General features: G+C 73.2%; 17 protein-coding genes. 4 read left to right on the forward strand and 13 right to left on the reverse strand.

Translation table 11 applies throughout. The annotated features are described in order from the left end of the window. Positions 1-41: 41 nt before the first annotated feature. From E8D37_RS01575 to E8D37_RS01595, 5 genes are read right to left on the reverse strand one after another with little or no spacing between them, the layout of a single operon-like run. A complete protein-coding gene (locus tag E8D37_RS01575; RefSeq protein ID WP_136567981.1) occupies positions 42-1,049 on the reverse strand; it encodes an ABC transporter ATP-binding protein in 1,008 nt (335 codons plus the stop codon). Next, the gene (locus E8D37_RS01580) at positions 1,046-2,101 is read right to left on the reverse strand and encodes an ABC transporter ATP-binding protein (protein ID WP_136567982.1); all 1,056 of its coding nucleotides are present in this window, start codon (positions 2,099-2,101) and stop codon (positions 1,046-1,048) included. The genes E8D37_RS01575 and E8D37_RS01580 overlap by 4 nt, the downstream gene beginning before the upstream one ends. Next, complete coding sequence (locus E8D37_RS01585) at positions 2,098-3,003, reverse strand: ABC transporter permease (protein WP_136567983.1); 906 nt, start codon at positions 3,001-3,003, stop codon at positions 2,098-2,100. The genes E8D37_RS01580 and E8D37_RS01585 overlap by 4 nt, the downstream gene beginning before the upstream one ends. Then, positions 3,000-4,037 (reverse strand): ABC transporter permease, encoded by a 1,038-nt coding sequence (locus E8D37_RS01590; RefSeq protein WP_136567984.1) that lies wholly within the window; start codon positions 4,035-4,037, stop codon positions 3,000-3,002. The genes E8D37_RS01585 and E8D37_RS01590 overlap by 4 nt, the downstream gene beginning before the upstream one ends. Further along, the gene (locus E8D37_RS01595) at positions 4,034-6,007 is read right to left on the reverse strand and encodes an ABC transporter substrate-binding protein (protein WP_168929567.1); all 1,974 of its coding nucleotides are present in this window, start codon (positions 6,005-6,007) and stop codon (positions 4,034-4,036) included. The genes E8D37_RS01590 and E8D37_RS01595 overlap by 4 nt, the downstream gene beginning before the upstream one ends. Here E8D37_RS01595 and E8D37_RS01600 point away from each other — a divergent pair. Together E8D37_RS01600 and E8D37_RS01605 are read left to right on the forward strand one after the other, a co-directional pair. Continuing rightward, on the forward strand, positions 5,951-8,194 hold the full coding sequence (locus E8D37_RS01600) for a prolyl oligopeptidase family serine peptidase (RefSeq protein WP_168929568.1): 2,244 nt from the start codon (positions 5,951-5,953) through the stop codon (positions 8,192-8,194). The genes E8D37_RS01595 and E8D37_RS01600 overlap by 57 nt on opposite strands. Then, on the forward strand, positions 8,191-9,576 hold the full coding sequence (locus tag E8D37_RS01605; protein WP_136567987.1) for a M20/M25/M40 family metallo-hydrolase: 1,386 nt from the start codon (positions 8,191-8,193) through the stop codon (positions 9,574-9,576). Before E8D37_RS01600 ends, E8D37_RS01605 begins: the two co-directional genes overlap by 4 nt. A gap of 23 nt (positions 9,577-9,599) precedes the next feature. On the opposite strand, the gene E8D37_RS01610 is transcribed toward E8D37_RS01605, so the two are convergent. Then, the gene (locus E8D37_RS01610; protein WP_136567988.1) at positions 9,600-10,652 is read right to left on the reverse strand and encodes an alpha/beta hydrolase-fold protein; all 1,053 of its coding nucleotides are present in this window, start codon (positions 10,650-10,652) and stop codon (positions 9,600-9,602) included. Positions 10,653-10,951: 299 nt separating this feature from the next. On the opposite strand from E8D37_RS01610, the gene E8D37_RS01615 reads away from it, so the two are divergent. Then, the gene (locus tag E8D37_RS01615; protein WP_136567989.1) at positions 10,952-12,556 is read left to right on the forward strand and encodes an alpha/beta hydrolase-fold protein; all 1,605 of its coding nucleotides are present in this window, start codon (positions 10,952-10,954) and stop codon (positions 12,554-12,556) included. A 135-nt stretch (positions 12,557-12,691) separates the two neighbouring features. Here the strand turns inward: E8D37_RS01615 and E8D37_RS01620 are convergent, their stop codons facing one another. Further along, the gene (locus E8D37_RS01620; RefSeq protein WP_136567990.1) at positions 12,692-13,111 is read right to left on the reverse strand and encodes a secondary thiamine-phosphate synthase enzyme YjbQ; all 420 of its coding nucleotides are present in this window, start codon (positions 13,109-13,111) and stop codon (positions 12,692-12,694) included. Positions 13,112-13,246: 135 nt separating this feature from the next. Between E8D37_RS01620 and E8D37_RS01625 the strand changes: the two genes are divergently transcribed. Continuing rightward, positions 13,247-14,071 (forward strand): GNAT family N-acetyltransferase, encoded by an 825-nt coding sequence (locus tag E8D37_RS01625; RefSeq protein WP_168929569.1) that lies wholly within the window; start codon positions 13,247-13,249, stop codon positions 14,069-14,071. Here the strand turns inward: E8D37_RS01625 and E8D37_RS01630 are convergent. The 6 genes from E8D37_RS01630 to E8D37_RS01655 all read right to left on the reverse strand — a co-directional run bounded on the left by E8D37_RS01630 (position 14,049) and on the right by E8D37_RS01655 (position 19,861). Then, positions 14,049-15,986, reverse strand: a complete 1,938-nt coding sequence (locus E8D37_RS01630; RefSeq protein WP_136567992.1) for a M3 family metallopeptidase — start codon at positions 15,984-15,986, stop codon at positions 14,049-14,051. The two genes, E8D37_RS01625 and E8D37_RS01630, sit on opposite strands and share 23 nt — an antisense overlap. Before the next feature lie 77 nt (positions 15,987-16,063). After that, positions 16,064-16,681 carry a DUF3105 domain-containing protein gene (locus E8D37_RS01635; protein WP_136567993.1) on the reverse strand — a complete coding sequence of 206 codons (618 nt, stop codon included), beginning with the start codon at positions 16,679-16,681 and terminating at the stop codon, positions 16,064-16,066. Between the two features lie 7 nt (positions 16,682-16,688). Further along, a complete protein-coding gene (locus E8D37_RS01640) occupies positions 16,689-16,991 on the reverse strand; it encodes an MTH1187 family thiamine-binding protein (RefSeq protein ID WP_136567994.1) in 303 nt (100 codons plus the stop codon). Between the two features lie 54 nt (positions 16,992-17,045). Continuing rightward, complete coding sequence (locus E8D37_RS01645; RefSeq protein ID WP_240770118.1) at positions 17,046-17,897, reverse strand: MOSC N-terminal beta barrel domain-containing protein; 852 nt, start codon at positions 17,895-17,897, stop codon at positions 17,046-17,048. 58 nt (positions 17,898-17,955) lie between these two features. Next, positions 17,956-18,501 carry a SigE family RNA polymerase sigma factor gene (locus tag E8D37_RS01650; RefSeq protein ID WP_136567996.1) on the reverse strand — a complete coding sequence of 182 codons (546 nt, stop codon included), beginning with the start codon at positions 18,499-18,501 and terminating at the stop codon, positions 17,956-17,958. Continuing rightward, positions 18,494-19,861, reverse strand: coding sequence for a hypothetical protein (locus E8D37_RS01655; protein ID WP_136567997.1), 1,368 nt, complete (start codon positions 19,859-19,861; stop codon positions 18,494-18,496). The genes E8D37_RS01650 and E8D37_RS01655 overlap by 8 nt, the downstream gene beginning before the upstream one ends. Positions 19,862-19,917 lie beyond the last annotated feature (56 nt).

Consider the following 19,917-nt stretch of genomic DNA (forward strand, 5'->3'; position numbering starts at 1 on the left):
CGCCGACCCCCGCTGACCCCCGCCCGACCCGGGCGCAGCCCTCAGCCCGGCGGCGTCACGAGGTGGCAGGCGGCCCGGTGGGCGCCGTCCTCGGCGATCGGCAGCACGGGCAGGGCGGTCCCCCGGCAGGCTGCGGCCACGCCCGCCGCCTCGGCCCGGCCGTCCGCCAGCGCCGGGCAGCGCGGGTGGAACCGGCAGCCGGCGGGGACGTGCGTCGGGTCGGGCACCTCGCCTCGCAGCACCTGCGGCGCGAGCCCCTCCACCTCAGGGACGACCGAGAGCAGCGCCTGCGTGTAGGGGTGCTGCGGGTCGGTGAGCACCTGCTCGGTGGGGCCCTCCTCGACCACCCGGCCGAGGTACATGACGGCGGTGCGGTCGGCGACGTTCCAGGCCAGCCCCAGGTCGTGGGTGACGACGAGGACGCCGAGACCGAGCGTCTCGCGCAGCGACAGCAGCAGGGCGAGCACCTCGCCGCGGATGGAGGCGTCGAGCGCGGAGACCGGCTCGTCCGCCACCAGCAGCTGCGGCGACAGCGCGAGGGCGCCGGCGATGAGCACGCGCTGGCGCTGCCCGCCGGAGAGCTCGTGCGGGTAGCGCAGGAAGAGCGGCTCGGGCGGGCGGAGACCGGCCGCTGACAGCGCGTCGGCGACCTGCTGCTCCTCCCCGCGTCCATCCGCGCCCTGCGAGAGCCCGTGCAGCCGCAACCCCTCCGCGACGGAGTCGTACACGGTGTGCCGCGGGTTGAGGGCGCCTGCCGGGTCCTGGAGCACCATCTGCACGCGGCGGCGGAAAGGCGCGAGCGCCTTCGCCCTGGTGGGCAGGGGCGTCCCGTCCAGGAGGACCTGGCCCTCCGTGGGTCGCTGGACGCCCACGAGGGTGCGCGCCAGCGTGGTCTTGCCGCTGCCGGACTCCCCCACCAGCGCCACGATCTCGCCCGCGCGCACCCGGAGGTCGGCCCCGTCCAGGGCGCGGGCCTCCCCGGCGCGGGTCCGGAAGCGCACCGAGACCCCGCGGGCCTCCAGCACGGGTCCGTCGGGGTGGCTCGTCATGACTCCTCCAGTCGGACGCAGGCGGCGAGGCGTTCGCGCGGTCCAGCCGGGCCAGCGGGTCCAGCGGGGCCTGCGGCACTCGTGGGGCCGGAAGGAACCGCGAGGGGCAGCAGTGCCGGTTCCGCCTCGGCGCACGTGGGCGCGGCCCGGTGGCACCGGGGCGCGAAGGGGCACCCGGGCGGCAGGCTCCGCAGGTCGGGCGGGTCCCCGGGCAGGCCCGACGGGGCGAAGCGGGCCGCCGGGTCGCCGACCCGGGGGAAGGCCCCCGAGAGCGCGGCCGCGTAGGGGTGGCGGGCGTCGCCGAGAACGGCGGACGCCGGCCCCTGCTCGACGACCCGCCCGGCGTACATGACGGCCACCCGATCGCTCATCTGCCCCAGAACCGACAGGTCGTGGCTGATCAGCACCATGGCCACCCCGCTCCCGCGCACCAGCTCGGACAGCAGCGCGAGCACCTGGGCCTGGACCATCACGTCCAGCGCGGTCGTCGGCTCGTCCGCGACCACGAGGTCCGGGCGGCAGGCGAGCGCCATCGCGATCATCACCCGCTGCCGCTGCCCGCCGGAGAGCTGGTGCGGGTACGCCCGTGCGCGGGCGGCGGGCAGGCCGACCTGCTCGAGCAGCTCCGCGACCCGTCGCCGCCGCTCGGCCGGGGACGTGCCGGGCTCGTGCAGCGCGATGGGCTCCTCGATCTGGTGCCCCACGCGCTGCACGGGGTCGAGGGAGTGCAGCGCCCCCTGGAACACGATGGACGCCCCGGCCCACCGGACCGCGCGCAGCGCGCCCCAGCGCAGGGTCAGCACGTCCTCCCCGCTCACCAGGACGCGACCCGACACCCGCGCCGACGCCGGCTGGAGCCGCAGCACGGTGCTCGCGAGGCTGGACTTGCCGCACCCCGACTCCCCGGCCAGGCCGAGCACCTCGCCCGAGCGGACCTCCAGCGAGACCCCGCGCAGCGCGGGGACGTCCCCGTCGGCGGTGACGTAGGTGAGGTGCAGGTCCTCGACGGCCAGCACGGGGGCGCCGGGCTCCACCCGGGCCTCCGCGCTCATCGGCGGCCTCGCAGCCGCGGGTCCAGGACGCTCTCGAGCGCCTGGCCGACCAGCGTGAAGGCGAGGACCACGCCCACGACGCACAGCCCGGGTGGCAGCAGGTACCACCACGAGCCCGTGGTGATGGCGCCGACCGAGAAGGCGTCCTCGAGCATCGAGCCCCACGAGACGCGGGTGGGGTCCCCCAGGCCCAGGAACGACAGGGTCGTCTCGTTGAGGATCGCGATGGCCACGGTGAGGGTGGTGTTGGCGAACACCATCGGCACGACGTTCGGCAGGACGTGGCGACGCAGCAGGTGCAGGTGACCGGCACCGAGCACCCGCGACCGCTCCAGGTAGGCGCGCTCCTTGACTGACAGGGTCTGGGCCCGGATCAGCAGCGCCGTGCCCGGCCACGACGTGACGCCGATGACCGCGGAGATGACGAGCAGCGAGGGGTCGAACAGGCTGGCCAGGACGATGGCCAGCACCAGCTGGGGCAGCACGAGCACCCACTCGGTCACCCGGAACAGCACCTGCCCGAGCACGCCGCCGAAGTACCCGGAGACGAGGCCGACGAGCGTGCCGATCCCCATCGAGATGACCGTGGCCAGCAGGCCGACCATGAGCGAGACCTGCGAGCCCCAGATGAGCAGGGTCAGCACCGAGCGTCCGTTGTCGTCGGTCCCGAGCCAGTACTGCGCCGAGGGAGCCTCCAGGACCCCGCCCGTCGCCTTCGTGACGGAGAGCCCGTCGGAGTCCGCCAGGACGGGGGCGAGCAGCGCCACCAGGACGAACACCACCAGCACCCCCAGCCCCACGAGGCCGCTGCGGTGGGTGCGGAACTCCGACCACCCGCGCCGCCACGACTCCGCGCGCCGGCGTCGGGCGAGCGCGCCCGGGGTCAGCGTCGGGGCGCTCATGCGCGCACCCGCGGGTCCAGCAGTCCGTAGACCAGGTTCGCGACCAGGTTGAGGCCGATGACCGCGGTCGCGGAGACGAGGAACGTCCCCTGGAGCACCCAGTAGTCGGGCACCGAGAGCGCCTCGGTGGCCAGCAGCCCCAACCCGGGGATGGAGAAGACCGTCTCCACGGTGATCGCTCCCGTCACGATGAAGCCGATGTTGAGGGCCACGACCGTCGTCGTCGGCAGCAGGGCGTTGCGCACGGCGTGCCGGTTACGCACCTGCGCCTCCCGCAGGCCGGTCGCACGGGCGGTGGTGAGGTAGTCGGCCCCGATCTCGTCGAGCAGCGAGGAACGCATCACCATCGCGTAGTCGGCCAGGTAGGCGAGGGTCAGGGTCGCCACGGGCAGGACCAGGTGCCAGGCGGTGTCGAGGACGCCGGCGAACGACCAGACGTCGACGTCCACCGAGTGCAGCCCGCCCGTCGGGAAGAGGCCGGGCACGGGGCCGACCCCCACGGCGAGGACGACGATGAGGAGCAGCCCCAGCCACCACTCGGGCATCGAGTAGAGCGTGAGGGAGGAGCCGGTGGCGAAGCGGTCGAACCGGCTGCCGTGCCGCCACGCGCTGTGGACGCCCAGCCAGATCCCGATGACCGCGGCGAGCACCGTCGAGGTGCCGACCAGGAGCAGCGTGGGGCCGATGCGGTCCGCGATGAGCTCGGTCACCGGCACCCGGTACTTGAGCGAGATCCCCAGGTCCCCGTGCAGCGTCGTGCGCAGGTAGGTGACGAACTGCTGGAGCATCGGCTGGTCGAGCCCGTAGGCGGCGTTGAACGCGTCCAGCTGCTCCTGGGTGGTGAACCGGCCGCGGCCCAGGGTGCGTGCCGGGTCCCCCGGGAGCACCCGGAACAGGAAGAAGTTCAGCACCAGCAGGAACGCCAGGCTTCCCAGCGAGCCCGCCACCCGGGTGGCGGCGAACCGCAGGTACCCGCTCCCGCGCCGGACCGGTGCCCCGGCCGACGCGAGAGCGGGCTCGGAGACGACGCTCACTCGCGGTCCTCCGCGCCGGCGCGACGCCGGAGCAGGAGGACGGCGCCACCGGCGACGAGCAGCACCAGCACCACGCCCCCGCCGACCCAGGCCCCCGTGCCGAGCCCGGCGGCCCCGGACGCGCCCGAGGCCCCGGACGCCGCGGAGCCCGTGGGCTGGAGCGCGGCGGGGTCGTCCGCGCAGTCCGACGCCTCGGAGACCGGGCGCATGTTCAGGTAGTTGGCCACGCCGTAGCCGAAGAGCCAGACCCCCGTCTCCGCCGGCTGCGGCTCGAAGCAGGCGAACCGGTCGGTGCGCACGGCCTCGCCCACGGTGTTGTAGGCGGTCACCAGGTACGGGGCGTCCTCGAAGAGGATCTGCTGCATCTTCTGGACGATCGCGGCCCGCTCGTCGCGGTCCGTGGTGACGCGCTGCTGCTCGTAGAGCTTGTCGTACTCGGCGTCGCAGTACCAGGAGTCCGACCAGTTCCCCCGCTGGTCGCACGTCATGTAGCTGAGCATCGAGTCCGGGTCGGGCTCGACGTACCAGCCCCACTGGAAGGCGTCGAACTCACCGGAGAGGATCACGTCGGTGAGCTTGGAGGACTCCACGGCCTTCACCGTCGACTCGATCCCCAGGTCGGCGAGCCACTCCTTGAAGTAGGTCATCGTGTCGACGGACGTCTGGGAGTCGCTGCGCGCGTAGAGCCGCAGCGTGCCGATCGGGGACCCATCGGGCAAGGTACGCAGCCCGTCGTCGCCCATCGTGTAGCCCGCCTCGTCCAGGAGCGTCCCGGCCTCGTCGGGGTCGTAGGCGAGGTCGTCGGCGTCCGGCTCCCAGTGGAACGTCGTGTACGCCGGCGGGATGATCGTGGACCCGACCTGCCCGGCCCCCTGGTAGACCTTGTCGACCAGCTGCTGCCGGTCGATCCCGAGGCCGATGGCGTACCGGAAAGCGGGATCGAGGACCGCCGGGTTCGGGTCGCCGAGGGAGTCCCCCGTGTCGAGGTCGACGGAGCCCGCGTTGAAGGAGATCTCGTCGAAGCCGGGGCTGTCGGCGTTGTGGGCGGTGATGCCGTCCTCGTCGGAGAGCGCGTCGACCTGGAGCGCGGAGATCCCGGAGACGTAGTCGACCTCGCCCTTGATCAGCGCCTGCACGGCCGGGTCCTCGGACTTGTAGACCCGGTAGACGAGCTCGTCGACGTGCGGCGCGCCCTGCCAGTAGTCGGGGTTCGCCTCGAAGGTGTAGGTCGAACCGCCGGCGGTGCCGTCCACCAGCTCGAACGGACCGGACCCGACGACCGCCTGGCCGTCGGTGGGCTCGTTCGCGTAGCTGCGGATCTTCGAGGAGCTGACGTCGCTCCAGACGTGCTCGGGGAGGATCGGGATCGGCAGCAGCGGCATCACCGCGCTCGGCTTGGTGAACGTGAGGACCACCGTGTCGTCGTCGGGCGCGCTCACGTCGCTCACCCCGCGCAGGTAGGAGCCCCACGTCGCCTTCTCCACCGTGCCGTTCAGGATGCGGTCGAACGTGTAGACGACGTCCGCGCTGGTCAGCGGCTCACCGTCGTTCCAGGTCACCCCGTCGTCGAGGTGGAAGGTCCAGGTGAGGCCGTCCTCGGAGGAGTCCCAGGAGCTGGCGAGGCCCGGCGAGGGCGACATGTCGTCCTGGGTGTAGGTGACGAGCGAGTCGTACATCAGCGACCACATCTCGAACGACTCGGCCTCGATCCCCAGGAAGGGGTTGAAGGAGTCGACCTCGTTGAGGATGCCCGCCGTGAACCGGACGGTGTCGCCACTCGAGTCGGACGAGACCGTGCCCGCCTGGGCAGCGCCCGCCGCCCCGGGGAGGGCGGCGAGGACGAGCGCCGCGAACGCGGCGAGGACGGCACCGATCGCCGTCAGCCGTCGCGCGGACGGGCTAGGTTGCCCGTCGTGACCACCCCGCAGCCGCCGACCGCGCCCCGCGAGCCGCACGAGCACGTCGAGCACGGCACGGTGCGACCCGACGCCTACCACTGGATGAGCGGGCGTGGCGACGCCGCCGACCCGCGCTTCCTGGACTACCTGCGCGCTGAGCGCGCCTTCCACGACGATGCGGTCGGGCATCTGGTCCCCCTGAGCTCGTCACTGCTGGCCGAGATGGTCGCCCGTCTCCCGGAGACGGACACCACGGCGCCGTGGCGCCGTTCGGGTTCTTGGTACTACAGCCGCGTCCTGCCGGGAAGTGACTACCCGCAACTCGTCCGCAGAATCCACGCGATCGAAACCGGATCGAAACAGGATTCAGTCGAGCACCACAGAATTGACGACGGAATCCGTCTCGGGCCGAACGTCAATCCGGAGATGGCCCCGGAGATGGCACCGGAGGTCGGCTCGGCCGACGGGGCGGCGCCCGAGGAGGTCGTCCTGGACGTCGCGGCGCTGGCCGAGGGCGTCGACTACCTCGAGCTCGGGGTCACCCTGGTCAGCCCCGACGAACGGCTGCTCGCCTACTCCGTCGACACCGACGGCGACGAGGTCTACGAGCTCCGCTTCCGGGACCTGACGACCGGCGAGGACCTCGACGAGGTCGTGCCGCGCAGCTACTACGGCGGCGCCTGGTCGGCCGACTCCCGCTGGTTCTTCTACACCGTCCACGACGACGCGTACCGGCCGCACCAGGTGTGGCGCCACCGACTCGGCACCCCCGTGGACGAGGACGTCCTCGTGCTCACCGAGCCCGACCAGCGCTTCGAGCTGCACCTGCGCGCGAGCCGCAGCGGGCGCGCCGTCCTGGTGCTGGCGGAGAGCCGCGACACGGGCGAGTCGTGGTTCCTGGACGCCGAGGACCCGACCGCGCCGCCACGCAGCATCGGCGGCCGCCGCCGCGGGGTCGTCTACCGCGCCGAGCACGTCCCGGACGGCACCCCGCACGGCCACCTCCTGGTCGTGACCGACGACGACGCGCCCGAGCTGCGGCTGGTGCGGGCACCCGTGCCGCCGGCGACCGGGCAGGACCACACGTCCTGGACCCTGGCTCGACCGGAGGACCCGAGCGAGCGCCTGGAACGGGTCGACGCGTTCGCCGGCCACCTGGTGCTCTCGCTGCGCAGCGAGCAGGGCCACGTCCTGCGGGTGCTCGCCGCCGAGGGCCCCCACGCCGACCTGACGGCGCCGGGAACCCTGCTGACCAGCGCGTTCGACGGTGGCTACCTGCGCCTGGGGCGCAACCCGTGGTTCGACGAGCCCGCCCCACTGGTCGTCGACCAGTCGCGCACCCAGCCGCCGGTCGCCTCGCGCGTCTCCCTCGCCTCCGGCGACCTCACGGAGGTGCACCGCGAGGCCGCGCCCGGCCACGACCCGCAGGACTACGTCACCGAGCGGCGCACGTTCACCGGGAACGACGGCGTGCCGGTGCCCGCCACCCTCGTGCGCCACCGGGACACGCCCCTGGACGGTTCCGCTCCCTGCCACCTGTGGGCCTACGGCGCCTACGAGTACACCTTCGAGGCGGAGTGGGACGCCTCCCTGCCGGCCCTCCTGGACCGGGGCGTCGTCCACGTCCACGCCCACGTGCGCGGCGGCGGCGAGGGCGGCCGGCGGTGGTGGCAGGACGGGCACCTGGCCCACAAGCAGCACACGTTCGACGACCTGCTCACCGTCGCCGACGGCCTCGCGGGCGACCTCCCGGGCACGACGCCGCTGGTGGACGGCGCCCGCCTCGCCACCAGGGGCCTCTCCGCCGGCGGCCTGCTCCAGGGCGCGGTCCTCAGCCGGCGTCCTGAGCGCTGGAGGGCCGTGGTGGCCGAGGTGCCCTTCGTGGACGTGGTCACGACCATGCTGGACGCGTCGATCCCGCTCACCGTCAACGAGTGGGACGAGTGGGGGGACCCGCACCTGCCGGACCAGCACGCATGGATGCTGGCGTACTCCCCTTACGACAACCTGCCGCCCGCGGGTCACCGGCCGGACCTGCTGGTCACCGGCGCCCTGCACGACCCGCGCGTGATGGTGCACGAGCCGGCGAAATGGGTGGCCGCCCTGCGCCACACCGACCCGGCGTGGTCGCCCCGCTGCCTGTTCCGCGTCGAGGTCGGCGCCGGGTCGCACGCCGGCCCCTCCGGGCGCGAGGGGGCGCTGGCCTACGAGGCGGACGTCCACGCGTGGGTGCTCGACCGCCTGGGGGTGACGGCATGACCGGGCCGCTCCCCCCTGCCTCGGACCAGCACCTGGCCGCGGAGGTCCTCGCCCTGGCGCGGGCGCTGATCCGCGTCGACACCTCCAACGCGCCGGAAGCCGCCCTGGGACGCCCTCCGGGCCAGGAGACGCCGGCCGCGGAGCTGCTGGCCGCCGCGCTCGAGGGCACGGGCGTCGAGGTGCAGCTCGTGGCACGCGAGGACGCCCGGGCCAACCTGGTGGCCAGGCTCCCCGGCAGCGACCCCGACGCACCGTCCCTGGCCTTCGTCGGGCACAGCGACGTCGTCCCCGCCGATGCCCGGGACTGGACGCACCCGCCCTTCGAGGCGGTAGTGGACGACGACGGCTGGCTGTGGGGCCGCGGCGCCGTCGACATGAAGAACGAGGTGGCGGCCCGGACGGTGGCGCTGGCGGAGCTCGCGCGCACGGGCTTCCGCCCGCGGGGCGACCTGTGGCTGGTCGTCGTGGCGGACGAGGAGGACGGCACCGCCGAGGTCGGCATGCGCTGGCTGCTCGAGCAGCGGCCCGACGTGCGGCCGACGTGGGCCGTCAACGAGGGGGGCGGCCTCCGCCTTAACCTCACCGACGGCCGCACGGTGCTCACCGTGAGCACCGGGGAGAAGGGCACCTACCCGGTCCGCGTCGTCGCCCGCGGCGAGGCCGGGCACGCCTCGATGCCCAGCGTGGGGCGCAACGCCGTGGTCATCCTCGGCGAGCTCCTCACGCGCGTGGGCCAGGGCATGCCCGAGCCCCTCGGGCACCCGGCCCTGGACACGCTCCTCGCCCAGCTCAACGGCGCTCCGGTCGGGCCGGGGCCCGCGGGCCTCGAGGCCGCGGTGCGCAAGGCGTCCCTGCTCCACCCCGCCCTGGCCGTGGACCTCGCCGCGCTCGTCGGCACCACGATGGCCCCCACGCTCCTGGCCGGCTCGACCAAGCGCAACGTCATGCCGGCCCGGGCCAGCGTGGAGCTGGACTGCCGGCTCCTGCCCGGGACCACCGAGGCGGACGTCGAGGCCGCCGTCCGTCGCCGCCTCGGCGACGACCTGCCCTACGACCTGGAGTGGCCCGAGTCCCTGGTGCCGGGCAGCGTGTCGCCCTGGGAGGGCGACCACGCCACGCCGCTGAGCTCAGCGATGGCCGAGGTCCTCGCCGCGCGGGGCGAGACCGCGGAGCTGTTGCCCGTCCTCACCACGGGCTTCACCGACTCCGTGTACCTGCGGGCGGCGGGCGACGTGGTCGCCTACGGTTTCACCCCGCTCGTGGCGACGCCCGCGGAGGTCGTCTCGGCCGGCTTCCACAACGCCGACGAACGGGTCCACGTGGACGACCTGCTGCACGGCGTCCGGTTCCACCTGGACCTGGCCCGGCGCCTGCTCGGCTGAGCGGACGCCGGGCACGAGCACCGTCAGGAGGTCTGGCTGAACAGCCAGTCGCGCAGGGCCTCGATCTTGTAGGCGGCCTCGAAGGAGGCCATGTGCTCGCTGCTGGTGTCGCCGCCGTCGGCCTCGGCCGCACTGATCACGGTGCCGGCGTCGAAGGTCGCGATGTTGATCGCCAGGCCCTCGTCGTACATGGACTCGATCGCGGCGTCCTGGTCGTCCTGGGAGTCGGTCGCGTCGAGCGTGGTGGTGGCGTAGGAGATCCCGGCGTCGTCGAGCATCGACTCGACGTCCGCCTGCCCACCGGAGGCGTTCTCGTCGCCGCCGGCGGCGATGTAGGTGAAGGTGGACGTCTCGAGGCCCGTGAGGTCGCTGGTCTGCCACTGACCGGAGACGAAGAGCTCGGCGGTGAAGAGGTCGGGGTCCTGACCGGTGAGGTAGAGGAACGTCATGCAGCCCATGGACTGGCCGGTGGCGTACACCTGCGAGGAGTCGACGCTGTAGTCCTCCTGGACCTGCGCCACCAGGCGCTTCATCGTGTCCACGTAGCTGGTGGTGGTGTAGCTGTCGTGGTCGTCGATGGTGACGGAGGGGAACTCAGGGACGACAACGATCGAGGCGTGCTTGTCCTGCTCGGTCGAGCTGGCCCAGATGAGGGCGCCGTACTGGTTCAGGGGCGCCGTCACGTCCTGGCCGACCAGGCTGGAGTCGGCGATGTAGAAGACGACGGGGTAGGTCTGCGACTCGTCGTACCCGTCGGGCAGGAAGAGGTTGTAGGGCAGCTCGTTGCCGTTCTCGGGGTCCGTGAAGCTCTCCTGCGTGAACGCGTCGGCCACCTCGTCGATGAGCGCCTGCGCGTCGTCGCTGACGGCGCCCGTGCCACCGCCGCCCATCGCACCGCCGGGGCCACCACTCATGTCGGGGGAGCCGGAGCTGCTGGCGCTGCCGGCACTGCTGGACGAGCCGGTGGAGTCGTCGCTGCTGCAGGCCGCCAGGCCGAGCAGGAGGACGCCGGAGGTGCCGGCGAGGAAGGATCGGCGGCCGAGGAGGGAACCGGTGGGTCGCTTCGTGTTGTTCACGACGCGAACGTTCAAGCAGACGACTGGGCGAATCCTCCAGGGCTTCTGTGCGTCGACTGTGCGCTGGGCAAAGAGTCCGGCCAGGGGGCTACGACGCCTTTCATTCTGCTCAGCGCTAGGCAGATTGGTCGCCCCTGGCAACTATTTGTGCTTCAACTCTTGTAGTCAAGAATTTGTTGTGACTAGCATCACCGCACCGGTCGGACCCACTCGGAAACTTGGAGTTCTCGCAGGTCAGCGTGCCTCCTCCGCCGGTTCTCGAGCGCGCCCACGGGCGCCTCTCGTCACCAGGAGCTGTCATGTCACTTGTTCAATCCCTGTCCACGAGGAGGGTCGCGGTCACCGCTGCCTGCCTCCTCGGTGCGGCGGCCGCCGTCTCCCCGCTCGTCACGACGACGAGCGCGGACGCCGCAGCCTCGTCCACGTCCGCCAAGACCACCCACACGCTGGCGCCGACCGTGCGCCACACCGGCAAGGGCCCGACCGGCTACGTGGTCACGTTCCGGGTCAAGGCCCCCGACGCGGAGAACGTGAAGATCAAGGGGACCTGGACGTTCGCCAGCGACCTGTCGACGAGCACCGACCAGACCAACTCCTCGCCCATCAGCGCGGCCACCTGGACCGCCGGCGACTTCCCGCTCCAGTCCCCCAACGGCCCCGGCGAGGCCTGGGCCGTGGCCGACATGACGCTCAACCCCGGCAACGGCGTGTGGCGCTACACCGTGCCGCTCCCGTCCGGGACGTTCGACTACCAGTTCTACGTGGACTGCACCGCCGAGGGGACCTCCACCAGCGGCTGCACGTCCGAGCCCGACCCGGCCAACCCGGCCTACAACACCGACGGTGACACCGTGCTGGGCCACGCGGCGGTGTTCAGCCAGGTCTACGTGCCCTCCGACTCGCGCTTCGGGACGGAGGACCGCTCCTGGGAGGCCGACGCCGCCGTCTCGAAGCAGGGCTCCCTCGCTGAGGTCGAGATCCCCACCTCCACGGACAACATCGCCAGCGGGATCGACTCCACCGCGATCTACACGCCCAAGGGCTACGACCCCGACCGGGCCAAGCCCTACCCGGTGCTCGTGCTCAGCCACGGCGGCGGCGAGACCGAGATCGCCTGGCCGACCCGAGGCCGGATCCAGCAGATCCTCGACAACCTGATCGCGTCGAAGCAGGTCCAGAAGATGGTCGTCGTCATGCCGACGGGCACCAGCCCCAGCGGCGACTACGACTCGGAGATCCTCGACACCGTCCTGCCCTACGTGGCCGACCGCTACAACATCTCCACGGACTCCTCAGGGATGGCCTTCGCGGGCACCTCCGCGTACGGCACCGCGGCCAACAACTTCCTCTTCACCGACACCACCGCGTTCGGCTACGTCGGCGCCTGGTCCCCCGCCAACGGGGCTCCCGCCGTCACGGTCACCGGTCAGGGCACGACCCCGGTCGACGACGCCTACTACAACCCCGAGCTCCTCGACGTCCTCGGCATCCACGTCGCCATCGGCGCCCAGGAGACCGGTGGCAACGCGCCCATGATGACGGCGCAGGCCGAGCGGATCGGCCTGGTCACCGCCGGCGTCCCCTTCACCTGGTTCACCGAGGGCGGCGGCCACACCTGGGCCTTCTGGAAGGACACCCTGCGCGACTTCCTGCTCCGGGTCGCCTTCCGCACCACGACGACCTCGGTCACGGCGGGCGACTCCTCGCAGACCGCGTCGGTCGCGTCCGCCACCACGGAGACCAAGGCGCCCACGGGCACCGTCCAGTTCTACGTCGACGGCAGCCCCGTCGGGAACGCCAAGCCGCTCGTCGACGGCACCGCCACGCTGAACCGGGCCGTCAGCGGCACGCTCACCGCCACCTACAGCGGCGACACGCTCTACAACACGAGCACGTCGAAGTGACCGCACCTCCGGCCGGCACGCGCCGGCCGGAGGCCCCCTGAGAGCCGCCCGGGACCCGCGCTTCGCGGGGCCCGGGCGGTTCGCGCGTGGCAGGGGCACGATGGGCGTCGGGCCCGACTCGTCAGGCGGGGGACCTCAGGCCGAGGCCAGGAACGAGAACCGGACCTGCCGGTCCGGGTTGTCGAGGTTGAGGTCGACCAGGCAGATGCTCTGCCAGGTCCCGAGCGCCAGCCGCCCGCCGATCACCGGCACGCTCGCGTAGGGCGGGACGAGCGCCGGCATGACGTGGGAGCGACCGTGGCCCCGCGAGCCGTGCCGGTGCAGCCACCGGTCGTCGGCGGGCAGCAGGTCGGCCAGGGCGGCGAGGAGGTCGTCGTCGCTGCCGGCCCCGGTCTCGAGGATCGCGATGCCCGCGGTCGCGTGCGGGACGAAGACGTGGAGCAGACCGTCCTCCCTGCCGCTGCCGACGCCGGACACGAACGACGCCGCCTGTCGCGTCAGGTCGAGGACCCGTTCGTCGGACCCGGTGCGCACGTCGATGAGGGTGGACTCCATGCCGTCATGCTCCCAGCCCTCCGGGAGCGCCGCGGCACCCCGGCGGGCGGGCCGGTACGGACCGTTCGGGCAAAATCCGTGCCCGCGGGGCGAACCAGCCGACACCTGACGTCGACGGCCAGGTATTTTTCGGCCATGGAGATCCTCTCCCCCGCCTGGGCCACCGACCTGGCCATGCTCCGGCTCGCCGGCAGCGAGATCGAGGCGCACCCGACGTTCGTCGTCGTGCGCACCCCAGAGCTGCCCACCTGGCGCTGGGGCAACTTCGTGCTCCTGCGCCGGGTCCCGCTGCGTCGGGACCTGGGTCATGCAGTGGAGCTCTTCCACCGCGAGCTGCCGGGCTTCGGCCACGTGGCGCTCGGGTTCGACGACCCCGAGGGGGACGCGGGCTCCCTGTCGGGCCTGGCCCACGCGAAGTTCTCGACGACCGCCGACCTCGTGCTCGTCGCGCAGGGCCTGCTCCCCCACGCGCCGACGTCCAACGCCCGGGTCGAGCGGATCGAGAGCGACGACGCGTGGGCGCACAAGGTCGCCCTCGACCTGGCCTGCGACGGCGGGGACGGCAGCCAGGTGCACGAGACCCTGGCGACCCGGCGCGCCGGGGTCCAGCGGCGCGTGAGCGAGGCCGGCAACGCCGCCTGGTTCGGCGCCTGGGAGGGCAACCGGATGCTCGCCAGCACCGGCGTCGTCCGCACGGACGACGGACGGGCCCGGCTGCGCCGCGCCGCCATCCACCCCGAGGCCCGCGGCCGTGGGCTCGGCGCCCTCCTGGTGGAGGCGGCCGCCGCCCACGCCGCCGCCGAGTACGCCGCCGACACGCTCGTGACGGTGTGCGACCCGCACGACGCCATCACCCGGCTCTACCGCCGGCTCGGGTTCACCCTCGCCGGCCACCAGCTCCAGGCCGAGCGGACGGCGCCGCTGGGCACTCCCCGCGTCAGCTCTCCAGCCACGCGGTGAACGCGCGGTTGTCGTAGGGCCGGCCGAGGAAGCGCTCCACGAGCACGGCGGCGTCGTCGCTGCCGCCCGCGGCCAGCACCGTGTCGCGGTAGCGCCGCGCCACGTCGGGGGCGAAGAGGTCCTCGGTGTCGAAGGCCGAGAACAGGTCCTTGGCGATGACGAGGCTCCACATGTACGTGTAGTACGCCGAGGTGTACCCGCCCAGGTGGCCGAAGCCGCAGTGGAAGTGCGTGTCCGGGAGCTGCGCCCAGGTCGCGTACTCCGCGGACAGCTCGGCCACCCGCGCGGTGAGGTCCGCGGGGCGCTCCTGGTGCAGCCAGTAGGAGATGGCCGCGTAGAACATCTGGGTGCGCGCGTAGTAGCCCTTGCCGAACTCCTCGGCCTCGCGCATCCGGTCCACCAGGTCGGCCGGGATCGGCTCGCCGGCGGCGTCGGTCGCGAAGGTGGCGAGGACGCCGTGGTCCCAGGCCCACTCCTCCAGCATCTGCGACGGGGCCTCCACGAAGTCCCACTCGGTCGCCACGCCGGAGAACCGCACCCACGCGTGCCGACCGGCGAGCGTGTGGTGCAGCAGGTGGCCGAACTCGTGGAAGAGCGTGACGACCTCGGAGTGCTCCATCAGGCCGCGGCCGAAGTTGCACACCAGCACGCCCTCGGGGAGCTGGCGACCCGCGACGCCCGGAACGAGGTCGAACTGGGCGGCGTGGTTGTACTTGCCCGGGCGCGGGTGCAGGTCCAGGTGGATGCGCCCGAGGATCTCGCCGGTGTCGTCGAGCGTGACGTCGTAGACGGCCACCTCGTCGTGCCAGCTGGGGGCGTCCGGGACCGCGGTGTAGGTGAGGCCGAACAGCCGCCCGGTCACGTCGAGCAGGCCCTGCCGGACCCGCGTGAAGTCGAAGTAGGTCCGCGTCTGCTGCGCGTCGACCTCGAACCGCTCGCGACGCACCACCTCGCCGTAGTGCCGGGCGTCGGCCACGTCGAGCCGCTCGAGGCCGGGGTGGTCCTGACGGGCCCGCTCGGTGAGCAGCGCCGCGTCCCTGGCCGCGGAGTCGGTGGCGTCGGCGGCGATCTTGGAGACGAAGGCGGCGATGGCGTCGCCCGAGCCGATCATCTTGACCTCGGCGTCGAAGTCCGGCCAACCGGAGTAGCCCAGGGTGCGGGCCTCCTCCTCGCGCACCGCGAGCAGGTCGGCGAGCACCGCGTCGTTGGCGGGCCAGCCGAGGTTGAGGAACGTCGTCATCACCGCGCGCCGGGCCTCGCGGTCGGTGGAGAACGCGAGGAACGGGTGGGTGTCGGGGTACCCGGTGGTGATCTCGACCGTCCCGTCCTCGGCCACGGGGTGGGCCTCGACGTAGTCCGCCGGGAGGCCGTCGAGGGCGGCTGCGGGGACGCGGGTGGAGGTCGCCCCGTCGCGGATGTTGCGGGAGAAGGCCTGGCTCAGGTCGTTCTCCCGCTCCGACAGGCCACGCAGCACCTCGCGCGTCCCCTCGTCGCGGTCGACGCCGGAGCGGCGGAACGCGCGCAGGGCGTCGGCGAGCACACGGTCGGCCCCCTCCCCCAGGACGTCGTCCAGCGACCGCCCCTCGAGAGCAGCGAGCCGGGCGTACACGTCCGTGTCGAGCATCAGGCGCGTGCGGAACCCGTGCAGCTCGGTCTCGAGCTTCTCGGCCTCGTCGCGCACGCCGGCGTCGGGGTGCACCTGCGAGAGCAGGCCGCAGCTGTTCGAGGCGTTGGCCAGGACGACACCGAGGTCGTTCCACGTCGTCAGCGCCGCGGGGTCACCCGCCTCGTGCGCGCGCAGCCGGTCCACGAGCCCTTCCGCCTGCGGGAGCGCGGCACGGGAGCGGGCGTCGAGGAAGGCCAGCCAGTCGGCGGGGTCGGCGGAGGTGGGCAGCGTCAGGGGGGCGAGCGTCACCCCTCCACCCTAGGGGGCGGCACCGACGGCCGTCAGCCGCCCGGAGGGCACCTCGACCGAACGACAGTCGGGCACGGTCACGCCGCCAGCGAGCCGTCCTCGTACAGGTCGCCCGTGCCGTCCGCGTCGTGCAGCCCACCCGCGCACGACGCGAAGGGCTCCGGCGCGGTCTCGCCGTGCCCGAACGCCTCGAGGAAGAGCGGGAGCCTGGTGTCGTCGACGCCGGTCAGGTCGAGCTGGCGGCCCCACACCGTGGCCACGACCGGGGCGCCCTGCCCCGGCCACGGCGACAGGATGCCGTTGTCGGGCAGGAAGCCGGCCAGGGTGGCCACCTCGTCGTCCTCGACGACGGCGGGGTCGTAGGTGAGCAGCACCGTCCCGTGCTCGAGGTCGTGGACGACGTTCTCGGCCCTCACCTGGGTGTCGTAGACGCCGCAGTCCAGCCAGACGGGGTCGTGCTGCCCGCCGACGGGCGGGGACTCCTCGTAGGTCACGTTGCCCTCGACGTGGTCGCGGGGCAGGTCCTCGTAGACCCGGACGGCGGCCAGCCCGGTCACCTGCGCGCCGGACCGGAGCCCCGGCAGCACGGCGGCGCCCACGACGAGCGCGGCCCCGCCGGCCACGAGCCCGGCCAGCACGAGCCGTCGCCGGGTGGCACCCGACCTGACGGGCTCCTCCTCGGGCGACGTCGACACGGTGCGCTCAGTCCTCGGCCAGCAGCTGCTCGACGCGCTCGACCTTCGCGGTCAGCTGCCCGTCCCAGCCGGGCCGGACGTCGGCCTTCATCACGAGCGAGACGCGCGGCGATCGGGCGGCCACGACGTCCACGCACTCCTTGACGACGGCCATGACCTCGTCCCACTCCCCCTCGATCGTGGTGAACATCGAGGTGGTCTCGTGGGGCAGCCCCGAGGTGCGGACCACCTTGACGGCGGCCGCCACGGCCTCGGAGACGGAGCCGTCCTCGGCGCCGACGGTGGGGGCGATGCTGAAGGCGAGGAGCATGGGGCCAACCTAGCCCTCACGCCGGCGTGCGGGCGCGGAGGACGCTCGACGCGCTCAGCCGGCGGAGCGCACCGGCCCGTGGCCGGGCTCGACGGCCTCGAGCACCTCGACGGGGTCGCCGACCCGCACGCGCACCCCGGGGGTGTCGGGCACGAGGTTGACCCCGAACCAGGTGGCGCCGTCGAAGCGGCGGATGCGGGCGAGCGTGGCCGTCGGCTCCTTGCTGCGCTCGCCCGTCTCCGGGTCGACCGTCGTCATGACGCAGCGCGCGCAGCCCTTGACCGCGCGGAAGACGGCCTCACCGATGCGCACGACGCGCCAGTCGTCCTCGGCCCAGGGCTCGGCGCCCTCGACGACGACGTTGGGCCGGAACCGGGTCATGGTGAGCCGCAGCGCCGCGTCGCCGGCACGCTCCCGGTGCGCCTGCTGGACCGCCGCCAGCGACGACGTCGAGGCCAGCAGCAGCGGGTAGCCGTCCGCGAAGGACACCCGGTCGTCCTCGCGGCTGTAGGCCGGGTTCGTGGGACGTCGCGTGGGGTCGTCGAGGTGGACCAGCCGGACGGGGCGGCCGAGCGCGGCCGACAGCCACGCGTCCGCCTCGGGGCCCGCGGCTGCCGCCGAGAGGCGGGACGACCAGACCTGCACGCGCAGCTGGAGGGCGGGGTCGGGCTCGGCGACCTCGAGCGGCTCCAGGTCCGCGCCGGAGAGCCGGATGCCGTGGGGCATCGGCTCCGCGTTGACCAGCAGCATGCGGTTGACCTCGCGGGCGGTGACGAAGCCGCCCTCGGGGTCGACGACCATCCAGCGCCGGTCGCCGGCGAGCCCCCACGGCTCGACGAGGGCCTCGTGGACGCGGTGGCCCTTGAGCGACTTCACGGGGTACCGACGGATCTCTGCCAGACGCACGAGCCGCAGCCTAGGGCCGCCGCCCGTCCGCCCACGAGCCGACGGGCTCGCCGCGGACTCAGCGCGACGAGACGTCCGCCACGGGCCGTCCCGTCTCCTCCGTGCCCCGCTCCTCGACGAGGCCGCCCAGTTGGTCCCGCAGGCGCGCCATCGCCTCTCGGCCGTGCTTCTTCACGGTGCCCAGGCCCAACCCGAGCACGTGGGCGGTCTCGGCCTCCGTCAGACCGTCGAAGTAGCGCAGGACGACGATCGTCCTCTGCCGCGGCGACAGCTCCCCGAGCGCCTGCCGCAAGACCTCGCGGTCGGTGACGTCCCGGTCGTGCTGCGCCGAGGCGAGGTCGTCGGGGACACGGTCGGTGTGCACTTCGCGCCACCGGCGCCGACGCCAGCGCGACACGGACTCGCGCGACAGCACGGTGCGCACGTATGGCTCGGGGTCCTCGGCGATCCGGTGCCACCGCGGCACGACCTTGATCAGGGCGGTCTGGACGAGGTCCTCCGCGTCGTGGGGGTCGCCGGTGAGCAGGTAGGCGGTCCGGAGCAGGGCAGGACGTCGGGCTGAGACCCAGTCGTCGAAGCCCGCGCGCGCCGGGACCTCAGCCACGGCGCTCACCCAGGCCCCGGCCGGGCGCGGTCACGCGGGTGCGTCGTAGACCCCAGCCCAGCACGGCCACGCTCGCGAGCAGCGCGACGACCCCACCGACGACCAGCCACGGCAGCGGGACCACGCCGACAGGCGGCTGAGCCTGGATCGTGGGGGCATGCGCGTACCCCGTCGCGAGCCCGATCAGCTCGGGGGTGCCGTACGTCGCCCGCGGCCAGCCCACCACCTGGGTCGTCTCCCCGCTGCGGAGGTCGAGGCGCCACACGGCGTAACCGGTCAGCTCGACGCGTGGTCCGAACGTGGTCGCCGAGGGACCCCAGTAGGTCAGTGAGGTTTCGTCGACGGCCAGCGGCTGCCGCATGCGCGCCACCTGGCGGTAGCGAGTCGTCCTGTCCTCCGAGGCCACCGAAGGCCAGCCCGGGCTGGTCCTCCGCCACTCGTGGGCGACCCGACAGCCGTTCCCGACGGCGTAGGCGCCGCTGATGCCGTGCGGCGGACGCACCGTCGTCCTCGCGCCCGACGCGAGGTCCAGGCAGGTGTTCCGGCTGGTGTCGAGGAGGAACCCGGCACCGGCGGCCGTCAGCCTGAACCCGTCCACGACGCTGGCGGCCCCGGTGGCGGGTGTCCACACGACGGTTCCCGGGGCGTGGGCGCTCGTGCTCTGCGACATCTCGTCGTCGCCCTCGCCTCCGAGCCAGGCGCCGTAGTCGAACGCCACCCGGTCGTCGTCCACCCACGTGAGTGCACGCGGGTCGAGGCCGTGGGCGGACTCGATCGGGTACCGCTGCGTGGCCGCGGACACCACGTCGTAGACGCCGACACCGATGATCGGCTCCCCGGTGTTCGGGTTGGCCGTGGGATCACCGGTGACCCAGAACGCGACGTGCACCCCGTCCGGGGAGAGCGCGTACCCACCCGCAGCGTCGTCGGGCAGATCGAGGAAGCGGTACTCCCCCGCGGTGGACACCGCGACGACTCCCGGCGTCGTCCGGCCGAGGAAGGCGCCGATCCCGGTGGCACGTTCACCTTCCATCAGGACGGCCACGGGGTCCCAGGGCTTGCCCCCGGTCCCGGGCAGGTACGGGCTGACCTCGCTCACGACGGACGGCAGCCCCCCATCGAGGCTGCCCGAGGCGGGCGCCATGCTGCCCGTCGTCCTGCCGAGGGCCCCGATGCCGGCCACGGAGCCGAGCCCGACCACGAGGACGACGAGGGCTGCCGCGGCCCACGCCCGCCGTGCCCGATGAGCCCGGGTGGCGCGGGCGAAGAGGGTCGGGTCCGGCGACCCGTGCGGAGCCTGGCCCGCGAGATCCTCCAGCGCGCGTGTGAGCCGAGGCTGCTCCTGAGCGGGGGCGGTCATGCGGTGCTCGTCATGCTGGCATCACTCCGAGAGTGCCGAGAGAGGGTGGTCACTCT

Source organism: Nocardioides sp. GY 10127 (assembly GCF_004919085.1).
GTDB lineage: Bacteria > Actinomycetota > Actinomycetes > Propionibacteriales > Nocardioidaceae > Nocardioides.

Bases quoted from the DNA above. Each gene is read 5' to 3' on its own strand.
- E8D37_RS01655 (WP_136567997.1), bottom strand. From the start codon at position 19,861: ATGACCGCCCCCGCTCAGGAGCAGCCTCGGCTCACACGCGCGCTGGAG.
- E8D37_RS01615 (WP_136567989.1), top strand. From the start codon at position 10,952: ATGTCACTTGTTCAATCCCTGTCCACGAGGAGGGTCGCGGTCACCGCT.
- E8D37_RS01640 (WP_136567994.1), bottom strand. From the start codon at position 16,991: ATGCTCCTCGCCTTCAGCATCGCCCCCACCGTCGGCGCCGAGGACGGC.
- E8D37_RS01620 (WP_136567990.1), bottom strand. From the start codon at position 13,111: ATGGAGTCCACCCTCATCGACGTGCGCACCGGGTCCGACGAACGGGTC.
- E8D37_RS01625 (WP_168929569.1), top strand. From the start codon at position 13,247: ATGGAGATCCTCTCCCCCGCCTGGGCCACCGACCTGGCCATGCTCCGG.
- E8D37_RS01585 (WP_136567983.1), bottom strand. From the start codon at position 3,003: ATGAGCGCCCCGACGCTGACCCCGGGCGCGCTCGCCCGACGCCGGCGC.
- E8D37_RS01580 (WP_136567982.1), bottom strand. From the start codon at position 2,101: ATGAGCGCGGAGGCCCGGGTGGAGCCCGGCGCCCCCGTGCTGGCCGTC.
- E8D37_RS01605 (WP_136567987.1), top strand. From the start codon at position 8,191: ATGACCGGGCCGCTCCCCCCTGCCTCGGACCAGCACCTGGCCGCGGAG.
- E8D37_RS01575 (WP_136567981.1), bottom strand. From the start codon at position 1,049: ATGACGAGCCACCCCGACGGACCCGTGCTGGAGGCCCGCGGGGTCTCG.